At 68.3% G+C, this 16,001-nt stretch carries 14 protein-coding genes; 3 read left to right on the top strand and 11 right to left on the bottom strand.

Annotated features, from left to right (window positions below):
* Positions 1 to 7 precede the first annotated feature (7 nt).
* Positions 8 to 2,425, top strand: coding sequence for a hypothetical protein (locus tag AB0M24_RS16000; protein ID WP_363767029.1), 2,418 nt, complete (start codon positions 8 to 10; stop codon positions 2,423 to 2,425).
* Here the strand turns inward: AB0M24_RS16000 and AB0M24_RS16005 are convergent.
* On the bottom strand, positions 2,412 to 3,335 hold the full coding sequence (locus tag AB0M24_RS16005) for a proline dehydrogenase family protein (protein ID WP_363767032.1): 924 nt from the start codon (positions 3,333 to 3,335) through the stop codon (positions 2,412 to 2,414). The genes AB0M24_RS16000 and AB0M24_RS16005 overlap by 14 nt on opposite strands.
* Entirely contained in the window at positions 3,335 to 4,963 is a 1,629-nt protein-coding gene (gene pruA, locus AB0M24_RS16010; RefSeq protein WP_363767035.1) for an L-glutamate gamma-semialdehyde dehydrogenase, read from the bottom strand. Before pruA ends, AB0M24_RS16005 begins: the two co-directional genes overlap by 1 nt.
* Before the next feature lie 113 nt (positions 4,964 to 5,076).
* Between pruA and AB0M24_RS16015 the strand changes: the two genes are divergently transcribed.
* Positions 5,077 to 6,585, top strand: coding sequence for a helix-turn-helix domain-containing protein (locus AB0M24_RS16015; RefSeq protein WP_363767038.1), 1,509 nt, complete (start codon positions 5,077 to 5,079; stop codon positions 6,583 to 6,585).
* Here the strand turns inward: AB0M24_RS16015 and yidC are convergent.
* From yidC to AB0M24_RS16055, 8 genes are read right to left on the bottom strand one after another with little or no spacing between them, the layout of a single operon-like run.
* Positions 6,567 to 7,184, bottom strand: coding sequence for a membrane protein insertase YidC (yidC, locus tag AB0M24_RS16020; protein ID WP_363767041.1), 618 nt, complete (start codon positions 7,182 to 7,184; stop codon positions 6,567 to 6,569). The genes AB0M24_RS16015 and yidC overlap by 19 nt on opposite strands.
* Before the next feature lie 40 nt (positions 7,185 to 7,224).
* Positions 7,225 to 7,509, bottom strand: a complete 285-nt coding sequence (locus AB0M24_RS16025; RefSeq protein WP_363767044.1) for a DUF6412 domain-containing protein — start codon at positions 7,507 to 7,509, stop codon at positions 7,225 to 7,227.
* 10 nt (positions 7,510 to 7,519) lie between these two features.
* The gene (locus AB0M24_RS16030) at positions 7,520 to 8,242 is read right to left on the bottom strand and encodes a hypothetical protein (protein ID WP_363767047.1); all 723 of its coding nucleotides are present in this window, start codon (positions 8,240 to 8,242) and stop codon (positions 7,520 to 7,522) included.
* Positions 8,239 to 8,784, bottom strand: coding sequence for an RNA polymerase sigma factor (locus tag AB0M24_RS16035; RefSeq protein WP_363767050.1), 546 nt, complete (start codon positions 8,782 to 8,784; stop codon positions 8,239 to 8,241). The genes AB0M24_RS16030 and AB0M24_RS16035 overlap by 4 nt, the downstream gene beginning before the upstream one ends.
* 46 nt (positions 8,785 to 8,830) lie before the next feature.
* The gene (locus AB0M24_RS16040) at positions 8,831 to 9,418 is read right to left on the bottom strand and encodes a uridine kinase (protein WP_363767127.1); all 588 of its coding nucleotides are present in this window, start codon (positions 9,416 to 9,418) and stop codon (positions 8,831 to 8,833) included.
* On the bottom strand, positions 9,415 to 9,957 hold the full coding sequence (locus AB0M24_RS16045; RefSeq protein WP_363767053.1) for a DUF402 domain-containing protein: 543 nt from the start codon (positions 9,955 to 9,957) through the stop codon (positions 9,415 to 9,417). Before AB0M24_RS16045 ends, AB0M24_RS16040 begins: the two co-directional genes overlap by 4 nt.
* A complete protein-coding gene (locus tag AB0M24_RS16050) occupies positions 9,935 to 11,200 on the bottom strand; it encodes an NAD(P)/FAD-dependent oxidoreductase (protein WP_363767056.1) in 1,266 nt (421 codons plus the stop codon). Before AB0M24_RS16050 ends, AB0M24_RS16045 begins: the two co-directional genes overlap by 23 nt.
* 57 nt (positions 11,201 to 11,257) lie before the next feature.
* Positions 11,258 to 12,613 carry a GAF domain-containing protein gene (locus AB0M24_RS16055; RefSeq protein ID WP_363767059.1) on the bottom strand — a complete coding sequence of 452 codons (1,356 nt, stop codon included), beginning with the start codon at positions 12,611 to 12,613 and terminating at the stop codon, positions 11,258 to 11,260.
* Positions 12,614 to 12,795: 182 nt separating this feature from the next.
* On the opposite strand from AB0M24_RS16055, the gene AB0M24_RS16060 reads away from it, so the two are divergent.
* Positions 12,796 to 14,133, top strand: a complete 1,338-nt coding sequence (locus AB0M24_RS16060; protein WP_363767062.1) for an aldehyde dehydrogenase family protein — start codon at positions 12,796 to 12,798, stop codon at positions 14,131 to 14,133.
* Between the two features lie 3 nt (positions 14,134 to 14,136).
* Here AB0M24_RS16060 and AB0M24_RS16065 read toward each other — a convergent pair whose 3' ends face one another.
* A complete protein-coding gene (locus AB0M24_RS16065; protein WP_363767130.1) occupies positions 14,137 to 15,711 on the bottom strand; it encodes a beta-N-acetylhexosaminidase in 1,575 nt (524 codons plus the stop codon).
* Positions 15,712 to 16,001 lie beyond the last annotated feature (290 nt).

Below are 16,001 nucleotides of genomic sequence, written 5' to 3' on the forward strand. Positions count from 1 at the left end.
TGAGGCTGTGGACCGAGCACTCAGCGTCGCCGCACTGCTGGACCCCACCCATCAGGTGGTCCCCTTTCACGGCAGAGAATCCGAACTGCAGGCACTCACGCAGTGGCGTGACAGCCCTGCGCTGAAGGCATCTCTGCTGTTGCACGCTCCAGCGGGCGCGGGCAAGACCAGGCTGCTGCAGCGCTTCGAGGAAGACCACGACGAACAGCACGGCAGGCTGCTGATCGTCGACGACGCCGACCGCCTCACCTGGAACGACATCTTCCTGAGGCTGCAGGACACACTCCGGCACGGCCCGGAGCGCACCCGCGTGCTGCTGGCGGCGAGGACCACGGGCTGGTGGTGGTCCTCGACCCGCCAGCGCATCGCGGACTTCGACCACGAGGTCGCCGATCTCGAGCTCGAACCCTCGATGCGAGACCGCGAGGAGTCGTTCACCCTCGCCTGCAGGCACTTCGCGAAACAGCTCAACGTCACGGCGCCGGACGAGCCGCCGCCCAACATCGCCGGCGAGACGGTCCTCGACCTGCACCTGGCCGCGTTGACCGCGGTCCACGGCGACCCGTGCGACGTGAACCGCACGCAGCTCGTCCGCCAGCTCCTCAAGCACGACAACGCCCCCATGTCCGGCCGCATCGCCGAGGACCACCTCGCCGTCGCCACCCCGGACACCCCCGACCCGGACCTGCTCGCCCGCGCCGCCCACCGCTGGCCCCATCTCAGGGCCAGGCTCGACGAACTGATCTCGGACGACCCGAAGGTCGTGCTGGACATGCGGCCCGACAGCCTCCGGATCGCCGTCGAGATCGGCAGCTTCACCACCCTCGACCACATCGCGAGGCAGGTCTTCCGCGACGAACGGTTCGCCACCTGCTCGATCCCCGCCACGCTCACCCAACGCCTCATCGAACGCGCCCAGGACACCCTCGAACGCGCCGAGATGTACGGGATGCTCAGCGCCCGCACGGCACTCTGCGGCCTCAGGGAAGAAGCCGTCGACGCCTCGAAGGCTGAGGTCGAGTGCTACCGCGAGCTGGTAGAGCAGGACCACGAGAACCGGCCGTTGCTCGCGGACTCGTTGGGAGACCTGGGTCTCCGGCTCATCGCCGTGCACCGCAACGAGGAAGTCCTGAAGGTGTCGGAGGAGGCGATCCAGCTCTGGCACGAGATCGCGGTCGACGACCCGGAGACGGTTCCACAGCTCGCGTCGGCGCTGGAGCAGATCAGCTACCGCTACCAGGCACTCGGCATGCCCGAGGCCTCGATGGACGCCATCAGCCGGGCGACGTTGATGTACCAGGAGCTCGCGAAGAACCACCCGGCGCTGTTCCGCGTCGACTTCGCCAGGGTCGCGGCGACGGTCGCGCGCCGGTACCACGCGGAGGGCGAGCACGCCTACGCCGCCGACTCGATGCAGCTCTCGACCGCGAACTGGCGCATCCTCGCCCAGGAAGACCCGCGCTACGAACCGGAACTGGCCCGCAACCTCGCCGCGGCGGGCACGATGCTCGTCGAGCTGCGCCGGGCGGAAGCGGCGAACGAGACTCTCAAGGAAGCCGTCGAGGTCTTCCGCCGGCTCGCCGTGGTGAACCCGCAGACGTTCCAGCCGGAGCTGGCGGACGCGTTGATGCGGCACAGCCAGGCGTTGCGCGACCTGTGCGAGGACCCGGACGCCAAGCTCACCGCGCAGGAAGCCGTGATGCTGTGGCGGGAAACGGACGACCGCAAGGGCCTCGGCACCGCGCTGCTCAACGTCGTGAAGGTCGCGCACGACTTCGACGCCGAACTGCGAGCGGCCCAGGAAGCCGTTGAGGTGTATCGGGAACTGGCCGCCGAGAACACCGTCTGGCACCAGGTCGACCTCGCGGTCGCACTGGCGACGCTGACCGAGCAGCAGCTGATCCACGACGACATCGACCTGGCGCTGATCAGTGCGAGCGAGGTGTTCGACATCGCGCGGCGGCTGCCGTCCCAGCTCGTCGACTTCTTCGGCGTCAAGCTCGCGGTCGCCATGCAGCCCATGACGTCCTCACTGTCCGAAATGGAGTATCACGCGCACGCGCTGGAGTCGTCCGAGCTGATGGTCGACCTCTGGCGGGCGCACAAGGACAAGGCCCCGGCGTCGTACATCAGCGCCGTGCAGCACCACGCGTGCAAGCTCCGCGGCGCGGAACGACGCGTGGAGGCCAGGAACACCGCGCACGCCGCCGTCGTCCTGTGGCACCTGCTCGGCAAGGACCTCGACCGGGAGGTCGGGTACGCCGACGCGCTCACGATCTACGCACGGCTGTGCGCGGAGACCAAGTACCAGCTGCAAAAAGCACTCCGGCTCACCCACCGCGCCGTGGAGATCATGCGCGAGGTGGGTGAGCCGGTGAAGCTGGAGTTCGCTCTCGAAACGGTCGAGGCGCTCAGCTCTTCGTGAGCAGCGACCGCAGGAAGAACGCCACGTTGGCCGGACGCTCGGCGAGCCGGCGCATGAAGTAGCCGTACCACTCGTCGCCGTACGGGACGTAGACGCGCATGCGGTTGCCCTCGGCGGCGATGCGACGCTGCTCCTCGGGCCGGATGCCGTACAGCATCTGGAACTCGTAGGAGTCCTTGGAGCGAGCGGAAGCCAGGTCCGCGGCGATCGCGATCAGGCGCGGGTCGTGCGAGGCCACCATCGGGTAGCCGTCACCCTCCATGAGCACCTTGAGACAGCGCACGTACGACAGGTCGACGTCGTGCTTGTCCTGGTACGCAACGGAAGCAGGCTCCTGGTAGGCGCCCTTGCACAGCCGCACACGCGAACCTGCGTACGCGAGGTCGCGGCAGTCCTGCTCAGTGCGCTTGAGGTAGGCCTGCAGCACCGCGCCGACCCACGGGAAGTCCACGCGCAGCTCGCGCAGGATGCCCAGCGTGGAGTCCGTGGTGGTGTGGTCCTCCATGTCGAGCGTGACCGTGGTGCCGACGACCGCGGCGGCCGAGCAGATGCGCCGGGCGTTCTCCAGCGCGATCTTCTCGCCGTCGATGGCCAGCGACTGGCCGACGGCGGACAGCTTGACCGACACCTCGGCGCCTTCGGTGAGCCCGACTGCGTCCAGGCGGGCCAGCAGCGTCAGGTACGCCTCGACGGTGTCGTTCGCCTGCGACTCCTCGACGGTGTCCTCACCGAGGTGGTCCAGCGTGACCAGTCGGCCGTCGCTCAACACGTCAGCGGTCGCGCGGATGGCGGCCGAGACGTCGTCACCGGCGACGAACCGCTCGACGACCGGCCGGGTCAGCGGCGTCGACTCGACGAGCTTCCGCGCACCCGAGTTCCGGGCCGCGGCGAGAAGAGTGCTGCGCAGCATCAAGCCCCCTGGTGCGGGTGGAGGTGGGTGGTGGGCGCCGCGAAGGTCTCCTTGATGGAGCGCGGGCTGACCCAGCGGAGCAGGTTGTGGACCGACCCCGCCTTGTCGTTCGTGCCGGACGCGCGGCCGCCGCCGAACGGCTGCTGGCCCACGACGGCACCGGTCGGCTTGTCGTTGACGTAGAAGTTGCCGGCGGCGAACCGCAGCTCCTCCTGCGCGTGCGCCACGGCGGCGCGGTCACGGGAGATGATCGAGCCGGTCAGGCCGTACGGCGCCGCGCTCTCCATCTGCTTCAGGACCTTCAGGTAGTCCGCGTCCTCGAAGACGTGGATCGCGAGCACCGGGCCGAAGAACTCGGTGGTGAACACGGAGTTCGACGGGTCGGAGCCGAGGATCACGGTCGGCCGCACGAAGAAACCGTCCGAGTCGTCCGCGGTGCCACCGGCGGCGATCTCCAGCGTGGAGTCGGCACGGGCGGCCTGCAGGACACCGGACAGCTTGTCGAACGAACGGCGGTCGATCACCGCGCCACCGAAGTTGGAGAAGTCGGTGACGTCGCCGTAGGTCAGCGCCTCGACCTCGGCCAGGAACTGGTCCTTGATCTTGTTCCACACCGAGCGCGGCACGTAGGCGCGCGACGCGGCGGAGCACTTCTGGCCCTGGTACTCGAAAGCACCGCGGATCAGCGCGACGCGCAGCACGTCCGGGTCAGCTGACGGGTGCGCCAGCACGAAGTCCTTGCCGCCGGTCTCGCCGACGATCCGCGGGTACGAGCGGTAGTTCGCGATGTTCGCGCCGACCTGCGCCCACAGCTTCTGGAACGTCGCGGTGGAGCCGGTGAAGTGGATGCCCGCGAGGTCGGGGGAGCTCAGCGCCACCTCGGACACCGCGAGACCGTCACCGGGCAGCAGGTTGATGACGCCGGGCGGCATGCCCGCCTCTTCCAGCAGCCGCATGGTCAGGTGCGCGGCGAACGACTGGGTGGGCGACGGCTTCCACAGCACCACGTTGCCCATCAGCGCGGGCGCGGTCGGCAGGTTGCCGGCGATCGCGGTGAAGTTGAACGGCGTGATCGCGTAGACGAAGCCCTCGAGCGGGCGGTGGTCCGTGCGGTTCCACACGCCGGGGGAGGAGATCGGCTGCTCGGCCAGCAGGTTGCGGGCGAACTGCACGTTGAAGCGCCAGAAGTCGATCAGCTCGCACGCCGAGTCGATCTCCGCCTGGATCGCGGTCTTCGACTGGCCGAGCATCGTCGCGGCGTTGAGCGTCTGCCGCCACGGGCCCGCGAGCAGGTCGGCGGCGCGCAGGATGATCGCCGCGCGGTCGTCGAACGACATCGCGCGCCACGCCGGGGCAGCCTCGCGGGCCGCGCGCAGGGCGTCGGTGGTGTCCTGCTGCGTCGCGCCCGCGAGCGTGCCGAGGACGGAGCGGTGGTTGTGCGGCTGGACGACGTCGAAGCGCTCGCCGCCACCCATGCGCTGCTCGCCGCCGATGGTCAGCGTGAGGTCGAGCGGCTCCTTCTGCAGCTCGGCCAGCTTGGCCTGCAGTTCCGTGCGCTCCGGGGTGCCGGGGGCGTACTGCAGGACCGGCTCGTTGACCGGGGCGGGAACCTGGGTGACAGCGTCCACTCGGCAACTCCTCTTCAACGTCGTGGGGTGCCCAAACCGTAAGTCCGCGCAGGTCACCAGCCGTTGTGCAACTGGCCAAGATTCACGCTGACGGATGTACGATCGGACAGGAGATGAGCCTTCGACACCTCCTGATCGCCCTGGGTGATCCGCTCGTGGAACTGCAGGTCGCGCCCAACGGCCTGGAGGTCGACGTGCGCGATGTCGTGATCGTGGATCCGGACGACCCGCCGGACGTGGCGGCCGGAGACCTGGCGCTGGTGATCGGGGCTCGTGGGCGCGCCGCACTGCCGCTGATCAGGGCTGCCGGACGGGCGCGAGCCGCTGCAGTGGCCGTCAAGGAGTCGTCGCAGGCGCTCGAACAGGCCGCTGTCGACGCCGGTGTGGCGTTGCTCGAAGTCCGGCCCGAGGTTCGGTGGGGCCACCTGGAGTCGTTGGCCAAGGGGGTGCTGACGACCACGACCGACGACGGCGAGGTGCTCGGCGACCTGTTCGCGTTGGCGCAAACGATTGCGACCCTGACCGGCGGGATCGTCAGCATCGAGGACACGGCGAGCCGCGTGCTCGCCTACTCGCGGTCGTCCGACGAGGTCGACGAGCTGCGCAGGCTGTCGATCCTCGGTCGGCAGGGGCCAGAGCCGTACCTGAAGATGCTGCGCGAGTGGGGTGTCTACAACCTCCTGCGGTCGTCGGAGGAGGTTGTCCGGATCGACGAACGGCCCGAGCTCGGCATCCGGCGCCGCATCGCCGTCGGCATCCACGCGGGTTCACAGCCTCTCGGTGCGATCTGGGTGCAGGAGGGGGACCAGCCGCTGACCGAGCAGGCCGAACGGGCGCTGCTCGGCGCCGCTCGCGTCACCGCGCCGCACCTGATCCAGCAGCGCAACCAGCCGACGTCCCGGTTCCGGGAGAACCTGCTCGCCGCGTTGCTCACCGGCCGGATGGACGCCGCGACCGTGGCCGGGCAGATCGGCGCCGATCCGTTGAAACCTTGCGCTGTCGTGGTTTTCGCGTTGCGCGGTGGCGAGGGTGACCGAAGCGAGCACGAGCTGCGCCGGGCCGAGATGACCGGGCTGATCTCGGTGCACGCGGCGGCGTACCGGCGCAGTGCGTTGGTGAGCGAGTCCGGTGGGCGCACGTACGTGTTGCTGCCCGACCTCGCCCCGAACGCTCAACTCCTGAGCCTGACGCGGGAAGTCGTCGCCACGGCCCGACGTCACCTGCACACGTCGGTCCAGGCCGCGGTCGGCTCGACGGTGTCCACCTTGGACGACGCGCAGATCTCCCGGCAGGAAGCCGAACGCGTGCTGGACGCGATGGCCCGCGACCTCGACGCCGAGGTGGCGACGCTGGCCGACGTCCGCTCACAGGTGCTGGTGAGCGAGATTCTCGCATTGCTGCAGGACAATCCGCGGATCCGCGATCCCAGGATCTCCGCGTTGGATCCGGAGTCCGCGAAATCGCTGCTGGCGTATCTGGACGCGTTGGGGGACGTGCGAGCCGCTGCGGAACAGCTGCACGTCCACCCGAACACGTTGAGGTACCGGCTCAAGCGGATCGACCTCGATCTGGACGACCCGCTCGTCCGGTTGGTCGCGCAGCTTCAGCTCAGGATGCGGTAGAGCAGCGCCCGTTCCGCGATCGTCCACGTCGTCGTGGTGAGCAGGTACAGCCCGGCGGCGAACGGCAGGTAGGCCGCGACCAGGATCGTCATGAACGGCATCACCTTGATCAGCCCGGTCATGAAGCCAGGGGTCGGGGTCGTCGTCATCCGGGACTGTTGCCAGCGCACGGTCAGATAGGCGACCACGGCCAGCAACCCGAAGAGCACGAAGAAGATCCAGTTGAAAGTGCTCAGGAAATGAGCACTTAGCGGAAGGCCCAAAAACGTACCCGCCAGAAGAGGGCTGGGGGTCGTGGCGACCTGGTACATGACCATGAAGAACGGCATCGTCGCGAGCATCGGCAGCATGCCGGCGAACATCGAGACACCGTTGGCCTTGTAGACCTTCTGCGACTCCTCAGAGAACCGCATCAGGTCCTTGCCGTACTTCTTCTGCAGCTTCTGGATCTCCGGGGCGAGCTTGGCCTTGGCCTTCTCGCCGCGCACGGCCGCGCGGGCCAGCGGGTGCAGCATCAGCCGCACCGCCATGGTGAACAGGACGATGGCGAGCGCGGGCATGCCGAAGCTCGCCAGGGCAGCGCCCAGGTCAGCGAACAAGGGTTGTTTCTCCGTATCGAGTTGGGATTTTCCGGGGACGTCAGAACGTCCCGCATCCCGGTGCTCGAGGACGGGGCCTGCCCGCGGCGTCGGGGTTTCGAAGCCTGAGCTGGGCTGATCGTTGGGCTCGTTCCCTGATCGCGAGCGACCTCGCTGGTGCCACCGACAGCGGCACCAGCGAGACGATCACGATCAACGCGAGGGCGAGCGCGGTCACGGCCGCGACGACCTCGGTCGGTGAGGAGAACAACGTGAAGGCGTAGAGGGCAGGCAGGAAGACCGCGAGCATCAACATCGCTCGGTTCCTGGTCTCCGGCCGCCACATGCCCTGAAGGTTACCCAATCCTGGTGGACTGGGTCCCGAGTTCTTTGCCCTCGTGGTCGTACAACGTGATGGACGTCGCGTCGCCGCGGCTCGGCCACCACGCGAGCAGCCAGCCCTTGCCGATGGTCGCGGTCACCTTCAGGCCGTCCTCGGTGTGCACGACGGCCTTGCCGACCTTCTGGCTGACCATGCCGCTGTAGATGCGCATGGGGTTGCTGCCGTCCCGGTCGGTGCTCATGCTCGCGCCGCCGATCGAGCCGAAGAGCTTGTCGCCGAGCGGCTCCAGCCCCTTCGACGTCCCGCCGCCCGAGACGCTGTGGCCCTGCGGGGTGTGAAAGCACTGCATCTCCGACTCCGGGCCGGTGAACAGCACGAGCGTCATGATTCCCCGTTGGTCGACGACCGACACCTCGGTGGGCATTGCCGGCCAGTCCGGCCGATAGCCTCCTCCGTGCTCGGCGGACGACTCGATCATCGCGCGGCACTCGGCGATCGCGGCATCCGCGTCCGCGCCGGGTGCTCGTGGTTCGGCCGTCCACGACGCGTAGGCGTTCGGGTTCGTCGGTGTCCACAGCACCAGCGTCGCCACGACCGCGGCGACGAGCGCGGTCGCCGGGACGGCGAAGCGCCACCAGCGGCGGGACGGTTTCGTGCTGATCTCGTTGAGCAGTGCGTGTTTGCGGACCTGCAGCCGCATCGGGTCGAGCTGCGGGATGTCGGGTGTGATGTTCACAGTGCCTCCTCAACCAGTGCGCCGCGGACCGTCCGCTGAGCGCGAGCGAGGCGGGACTTCACCGTGCCGACCGGGATGCCGAGCACCTGGGCGATCTGCGCCTGGCTCAGGTCCGACCACGCGGACATCTCCAGCACCTCCCGATCTCCCGCGGGCAGCTTCTCCAGTTCCGCGATCACCGCTTTGGTCCTGGTCTCCGCGTCCACCCGGCGTGCCACGTCATCGGCGTGGTCCTGGTCCGCGTGCTGCGGCGGAACCTTGCCAAGAGCGGCCCTGTACCGCGTCCTGGAGCGTTGGTGGTTGCGGGTGACACCGAGCGCGACGGTGTAGAGCCACGGCAGCAGAGACCCCTCAATCACCACTGACGTGCGTTTGCGCCACGTCTCCATGAACACAACGGACATCAGGTCCTCGGCCGCTGCCCACACGCCGGTGCGGCGCAGGCAGTAGGCGAACACGGCTTGGGCGTGGCGTTCGAACAGCTGTCCAAACGCCTCGCTCTCCCCGGCCCGGACCTGCCCCCAGAGTTCTTCGTCGGTCACGGACCCTCCTCTCTGCCCCGCTTATGTCCGCAGGCGCAGGAGTGGTTCACGACTCGACCAGACCTGGTCGTTCCGGGTGGTCGTAGCGCACGAGGAGGTCGGCCTGGGGTTCGTAGTCGTCGAACGCCGGCAGCGTCCACTGCTCGGTGGTCTTGCGCTTCAGCGCGGCGGGGGAGAGCCAGAGGTGGACGGTCAGCTCGGCCGGGAGCCAGCGGTCCAGCAGCAGCGTGCCGTCGACGATCACCACGCCGTTCTCCGGGACGTCCACGTACTCGGCGCGGCTGGCCCGGTCGGTGGCGGCGTTCCAGAGCGACGGCAGGACTTTGCCGTCGAGTGCCGGGTCGAGCACCTCGCGTTGCAGGCCGTTGATGTCGAACCAGTCGTGGCGGTACGAGTAGGAATCGGTGCGGCCGTGTTCCAGCCGCACCGACGCCGGGCGCAGGAAGTCCTCAGTGGACACCCGTTGTACCGCGCGGCCCAAGGCGCGCAACGGTTCCACGACGGCGTCCGCGAGCTTGCCCGGTTCCGCGGCCGGTGCGCCGTCGATCAGAACTCGCACCCGGCCGTTCAGGGCGTTGATCCGGCCGGCGATCTCGAAGACGAGCGTGTCGAACGTGAGCGGGCGGACTTTCAAGGCGTCCAGTCCGCCCAGGCCGTGTCCCACCAGATGTCGCCGGACGCCAGCATCTTCTCGATCTTCACGCCCTCGGCGCGAATCGCCTCGGCTTCCTCGGCGGAGTACTTGCCGGACGCGACCTGGTCCTCGAACTCGTCGAGGTCGCGCTGCTCCCAGGTGCCGTCGGGCGCCATCGTGTAGTCCAGCGCGTGGTCGAGGGTCTCGAAACCGTCGTCGACGCGGCGATAGGGCGCCTGCAGGTTCAGGTAGTAGTTGCCGAAGACGCGGTCGTCGCCCTTCCAGAACAGGTCGACCGAGTAGGCGTCGTCCGGGCGGTGCAGCATGAGCTTGCCGTGCCCGCGCCAGAAGCCGCGTTCGGGCTTGTCCCACGGGTGCGGGTGGTGGTGGTCGGGGTAGGTGAGCCGGGTGCCGGGTTCCACGAACACCGCGAGCAGGCCCGGCTCGTCGACGACCACCCTGGTCGGCATCTCCGACCAGACCTTGCCGTGCAGCACCTCGCGCCGCACGACCACCTCACCGGGCGTGAACAACCTCATCAGCCGAATTTACGTGATCACGGTGCGCCGCGTCCCGGGCCAGCATTTTTCGCTTCAGCGCGGGGACGGCGTTGGTGACGCGCAGGAACGTCCGCAGGAACGCGAGCACGACCCGGCCGATCACCGGCTTGTGGATCGCGCCGTTGCCGTCCATCTGCTCGCGCGACGCCAGGACGGCCTCGAAGCCGTATTTGACCATCTCCCGCTCGTACTCGGAGATCGCCTGGACGGGGTCTTGGGCCTCGCTGAGCTTGCGGGTGAGCAGTTCGGCGTCCCTGAGCGCGGTGTTCGCGCCGATGCCGCGGCCCGGTGTCATGAGGTGCACCGCGTCGCCGATCAGCGTGACGTTGCTCGCCTCCCACGGCTGCAGCGGTTCCGAGGTGCGGACCTTGATCTCGAACACCGTCTCCGGGTCGGCCAGCTTGAACAGCTCGCGCAGGTTCGGGTGGAACTTCGGGGTCATGCTCAGGACGACCTGCTTGAGCTGCTCCTGGGTCATGCTCTTCAGGTCCGGGAACTTGTCGTGCGAGGCGGCGTAGCCCCACATGATGTAGTCGTCCTCGACACCTTCGCCGTCGAAGCGCATCACGTGGATGATCACGAACGCGCCCTTGGGGCCGTACAGCAGCGTGACGGCGCCGTCGGCCTGCGGTGGCAGCAGCTTCGCGTGTTCGGGGGTGAGCGGCAGCTTGCCCGCGATGGTGGTGATGCCGGTGTCGGCGATCTTGGCGTGCGGCAGGTACTGCCTGCGCACCTTGGACTGGGCGCCGTCCGCGCCGACCAGCACGTCGCCGGTCTCGGAGGTGCCGTCGTCGAAGAACGCGGTGACCGAGCCGTCGTCGTTGCGGCTGAAGTGCGTGAAGGTCTTGTCGAAGCGGACGACGTCGTCCAGGCCGTTGAGCAACGCCGTGCGCATCGCGATGCGGCTGACCGACTGCTCGCTGTGGGCCGGGTCCGAGCCCTGCGGGATCTCGCCGACCAGCAGTTCCCCGTACTTCTCGGTGCGCATGTTGATCCGCACGGCCGGGCGAGCGGTGGTGCGGACGAACTCGGCGAACACGTCCGGCGGTAAGCAGCTGTGGAGGGCTTTGCTGCCGTCCTGGCTGATCCCGACCCGGTAGCCGATCAACATGCTGCGCGGCGTGCGGTCGCGTTCGAACAGCGCCACGTCCACGCCGGCCTTCCTCAGCCCGTGCGCCAAGGCCAGGCCACCGGTCCCCGCTCCGATGATGAGTACGCGCATGATTCCCCCTCAACTAAGTCTCTTAGTTGGGAAGATATTCAGTTGGCGAGACTCTTGTCAATCGTCCTGACTGAGTCTCCTGAGTCGCGCGGAGCCGATGGCGCGGCGGACGTCGTCCACCGGAAGCAGCCTGACCAGCTGTTCCAGGGCTTCGGCGTCGTGTTCGCCCGAGTCGGTCTGGGTGAACGTCCAGATCGCGTTCGCGTCGCCGCGGGACAGCACGGCCTTGCGCATGCCGGTCGCGAGGTCGTCCCGCTCGGCCAGCACGACGGGGGCTTCGGAGCGGCGGAGCAGCGAGCCGCGGTATCGGCTCGCGGCGAGCGGCACGTCGCCGGCCTTGAGCGCGGCCCGCACGGCGAGGAAGTCGGCCTCGACGTCGGCGGTGAGCCGGTAAGGCCTGGTCGCGAGCACATCGGTGCCGAGCTGGGCGCGCAGCCGGTGGAGTTCGGCGCGCACGGTCGTGGGGTTGCCGCGCTCGCCGTAGAGACGCAACGCGAGCTGGTCGGCGGACAGCCTGCCGTGCAACGCCAGCGCGCACAGGATCTCGGCGTGTCGCAGCGAGATCGGCACCTCGCGGCCGTCCAGCACGACCTTCGGCTCGGGCAGCAGGAACGACAGCGACAGCACCGATCTGCGCACGTGCCGCTGTCTCGGGACGCGGAGCAGGTAGCCCTGGGCGAGGGTTTCCAGCACCGCCTCGCGGCCGTCCGGGAGCCGGACGCGGTCGCTTCCGACGTCGACGCGGGACGGCAGCAGCCCGTATGGCTCGACCGCGACGACCCTGCCGGTGGGGCTGAGCAGGGCGCCCGGTTCACCTCGCAGCGCGATCAGGTGGCGCATGTTGCGTGCGCGCAGCTCCTCGTCCTGGGCGTGCATCCTGGCGAACATCTCGGACTCGGCGAGCCTCGCCGACGCCGACACCAAGGCCACCATCGAGGGATGGACGGTCTCGATCGGGCCGCTCAGGTCGACGACGCCGATCGTGGAGCCGCTGTCGGGGTCGCGGATCGGGCTCGCCGCGCACGTCCAGTGGTGGTAGGTCCGCACGAGGTGCTCGGCCGAGTGCACCGTGACGGGTGAGTTGACCGCCAGCGCGGTGCCCATCCCGTTCGTGCCGGCCGCGTCCTCCGACCAGCGGGTTCCTTCGGCCAGGCCGACGTCTTCCGCGCTGGTGCGGGTGTGGTGGTCGCCCTCGCACCAGAGGATGTGGCCCTGCGCGTCCGCGACGATCATGATGTGCTTGGACTCCTCCGCGAAGCCCAGCAAGGTTTCTCGGAGCAAGGGCAGGCTCGGGTGCAGCGGGTGCCGTTCGCGCAGGTCGGGGAGCTCGTCCTGGGCGAACACCGTCGGTGCGGTGTGCAGGTCCGGGTCGACGTTGGCGGCGAGTGACCGTTGCCACGACGCGGAAATCACTGAGCGTGGCGAATCCACCGTGCGAGTACCACTCAACACGGCGTCTCTGACTCGACTCAGCAACAGCGCGTGTTGCCCGGGGTCGTGGGTCACTGATCCATCCACGGCTTGCAACGAGCATGCAACGTTCTGCGGCCTACTTTCTCATTTCCCTCACCCACGTTCGTCAGCGGGAGCAGAAAATGACGCAGTACGCGGCGCCGGGTCAGCCCGGCAGCGTGGTCGCGTACCGGCCGAGGTACGACCACTTCATCGGCGGCGACTACGTGCCGCCCGTGTCCGGTGAGTACGTCGAGAACGTCACGCCGGTGACCGGCGAGGCCTTCACGGAGGTCGCGCGCGGCACCGACGCCGACCGCGCGCGGGCCCTGCACGCGGCCAGTGGCGCCGCACGCGCGTGGGGGCGCACCACGCCACGAGAGCGCGCCACGGTCCTGTGCGAGATCGCCGACCGGGTGGAGGAGCACGCGACCGAGCTCGCGGTCGCCGAGACGTGGGACAACGGCAAGCCGGTCCGCGAGGCCCTGGTCGCCGACATCCCGTTGCTGATCGAGCAGTTCCGCCAGTTCGCCGCCGTCATCCGCACCGAGGTCGGCCAGGTCGAGCAGCTGGGCCGCGACACCTGCGACTACCGCTCGTTCCAGCCGCTCGGCGTCGTGCACGAACGGCTGGCGTGGACGTTCCCGCTGATGAACGCCGGCCGCGTGCTGGCACCGGCCCTGGCCGCCGGCAACGCCGTGGTGCTCGAGCCCGCGCTGCAGACACCCGCGTCGATCCACGTCCTGCTCGGCGTGATCGCCGACCTGCTGCCGCCCGGCGTGCTGAACGTGGTCACCGGCTCCGACGACCACCGCGTCGTCGCGCGCCGCTGCCCGAACATCTTCTTCTCCGATGTCACGGCTTCCCGCGACAGCTTCCTGGACAAGGCGCTGGAAGGCTTCGCGATGTTCGCGGCCAACCAGGGCCAGACCACGGTCGCGCCGTCGCGCGCGCTGATCCAGACCGCCGTGTACGAGGACCTGCTGAACCTGGCCACGGTACGCGCGCAGCAGCTGCGGCTGGGTGACCCGCTCGACACCGACACGATGGTCGGCGCGGTGGTGTCGCTGGAGCAGCGCGACCGGGTGCTTTCCTATGTTCAGCGTGGCAAGGCGGAGGGCGCGCGGCTGGTGACCGGCGGCGAGGCCTCCGGCCACTACGTCCAGCCCACGATCTTCGAAGGCGACCACCGCTCCGCCGTGTTCGCCGACGACGTCCTCGGCCCGATCGTCTCCGTGACTCGCTTCGACGACCGCGACGACGCCGTGAAGATCGCCAACGAGACCGCTCACCAGCGCGGCGCCGGCCTGTGGTGCCGCGATGTCGCGCTGGCGCACACCATCGGCGCCGAGCTCACCGCCGAACGCGTGTGGGTCAACAACTACTACGCGTACCCGGCGAACACCGCAGTGCTCGCCGAGTACCGCCGCGTGAAGCACCTGCTGGTCAGCTACTTCGACCGCGGGCAGGGCTACTTCTGAGGCCTACTTCTTCCAGGGCACCTGAGTGGATGCGTAGTAGTTGATGCCCTGAACCTTCCAGCGCGGTGCCTGCGCACCGAGCCGGGGTGCGAACTTGTCCCAGTTCTGGGTCGCGGCGGTCGCCCAGCCGAGCTCGGCGGCCACCGGCAGCCTCGGGAACGCCATGTACTCGATGTCGGCGGACGTCTTGATGGTCTCCGTCCACAGTGGAGCCTCAACGCCCCGGACGTTGGCTTCTGTGACGCCGTTGAGGTACGCGCCGGGGTTCCAGCCGTAAGCCGTCTTGACTTCGACGAGCCCGGCCCAGTCCTGCCCGAGCTTGGTGTTCTTGTTGTACTTCATGTCGAGGTAGATCTTGTTGGCCGGCGACATGAGGATCTTGTTCCCGCGCTTCGCCGCGGCGGCCACGTTGGCGTCGGAGGTCTCGGTGCCCCAGAACTGCGGCACCGGCGCGGTGTCCGTGGTGGTCTTGATGAACTCGTGCCAGCCGGTCGTGATCTTCCCGTACTTCTTGACGATCGGCAGCACTCGGTTCATGAACTTGACGAAGTCCGCGTCCGGCGTGCTGAGCGCCTCGTCGCCGCCGATGTGGAAGTACGGGCCAGGCGTGATGGCACTGACCTCCCTGACCACGTCCTCGACGAACTTGTACGTGATGTCCTTGCTGATGCACAGGCTCGAGAACCCGACCTCGGTCCCGGTGTAGAGCGGCCGCTTCTTGCCGTCGCAGTTCAGCTCGCCGTAGCTCGCCAGCGCCGCGTTGGTGTGGCCGGGCATGTCGAACTCGGGAATGACCGTGATGCCCCTGTTCTGCGCGTACGCGACCAGGTCCTTGTACTGGTCCTGCGTGTAGAACAGGTTGCCCTTGCGCCCGCCGACCTCGGTGCTGCCACCGATCTTCGTCAGCTCCGGCCAGCTCTTGATCTCCAGCCGCCAGCCCTGGTCGTCGCTCAGGTGGAGGTGGAAGTAGTTGATCTTGAACGCCGCGATCTGGTCGATGTAGCGCTTGACCTGGTCCGGCGTGAAGAAGTGCCGCGCGACGTCGAGCATGGCGCCGCGGTGCTGGTAGCGCGGGTAGTCGAGGATGCTCGCGCCTGGCACGGTCCACGGACCTGACTGCTTCGTCTTGGCTTCGGTCTTCGCCGGGAGGAGCTGGCGCAGGGTGGAGATGCCGTTGAAGTGGCCTTGCGCGCTGTTGGCTCGGATGATCACCTGTTTTGGGGTGACGTCTAGCTGGTAGCCCTCTTGGCCGACCTTGGGGTCGGCGTTGTTGAGCAGGACTATGCCGTCGCCGGTTACGCCGGTTTCCACGGGGAGTGGGAAGCCTGTGGAGGGGCGGAGGATTCCGGCCAGGAGTTCGGCTGGCTTCCTGGCGGAGTCGGTGGCGATCTGGATCTTGGCGGTTGCGGTCAGGTTGAAGACTATGTCCGTGTGGGGCTGGATTTGGACCGGTTGGGGGACCAGCTCTTGGAGACTGGTCGCGGCTGCTGCGGCGTTTGCGGTGGCGGGGGTCGCGGGGGTTGCTGGTGCGGAGTTTGCGGATGGTCCGGTCACCAGCACTCCTGATCCGGCGATCATCAGCGCCGTGAGTGCTGTGCGCACTCTTTTCGTGTTCACGCCAATCCTCCAGGGCAAGGGGGGACCTTGTGGTGGCGGCGAAGGGTTCACGGTTTCAGCCTGGGTGGTGGGTGTCAAGGTTTAGACCAATTGACCGGGACGTGCTGGCTGAGACGCGGCTTTGGTGGGTGGTCGCCTTGCGTTGGGCGTGTTCCGGTTGCGAGTCCGTGCCGTTCCCGGCTTGCGTAGTCAGAGTTCCTGTTGCGTGCTTCCCCTTGGGAGCTCTGCCCCAAACCCCGCCAATCTGATCA

The sequence above is a fragment of the Lentzea sp. NPDC051838 genome (assembly GCF_040681245.1).
Taxonomy (GTDB): domain Bacteria; phylum Actinomycetota; class Actinomycetes; order Mycobacteriales; family Pseudonocardiaceae; genus Lentzea.

What these genes read in the sequence shown, in the direction of transcription:
- AB0M24_RS16065 (WP_363767130.1), bottom strand. Translation starts at nt 15,711, where the DNA reads ATGATCGCCGGATCAGGAGTGCTGGTGACCGGACCATCCGCAAACTCC.
- AB0M24_RS16025 (WP_363767044.1), bottom strand. Translation starts at nt 7,509, where the DNA reads ATGTGGCGGCCGGAGACCAGGAACCGAGCGATGTTGATGCTCGCGGTC.
- AB0M24_RS16015 (WP_363767038.1), top strand. Translation starts at nt 5,077, where the DNA reads ATGAGCCTTCGACACCTCCTGATCGCCCTGGGTGATCCGCTCGTGGAA.
- AB0M24_RS16060 (WP_363767062.1), top strand. Translation starts at nt 12,796, where the DNA reads ATGACGCAGTACGCGGCGCCGGGTCAGCCCGGCAGCGTGGTCGCGTAC.
- AB0M24_RS16045 (WP_363767053.1), bottom strand. Translation starts at nt 9,957, where the DNA reads ATGAGGTTGTTCACGCCCGGTGAGGTGGTCGTGCGGCGCGAGGTGCTG.
- AB0M24_RS16050 (WP_363767056.1), bottom strand. Translation starts at nt 11,200, where the DNA reads ATGCGCGTACTCATCATCGGAGCGGGGACCGGTGGCCTGGCCTTGGCG.
- AB0M24_RS16005 (WP_363767032.1), bottom strand. Translation starts at nt 3,335, where the DNA reads ATGCTGCGCAGCACTCTTCTCGCCGCGGCCCGGAACTCGGGTGCGCGG.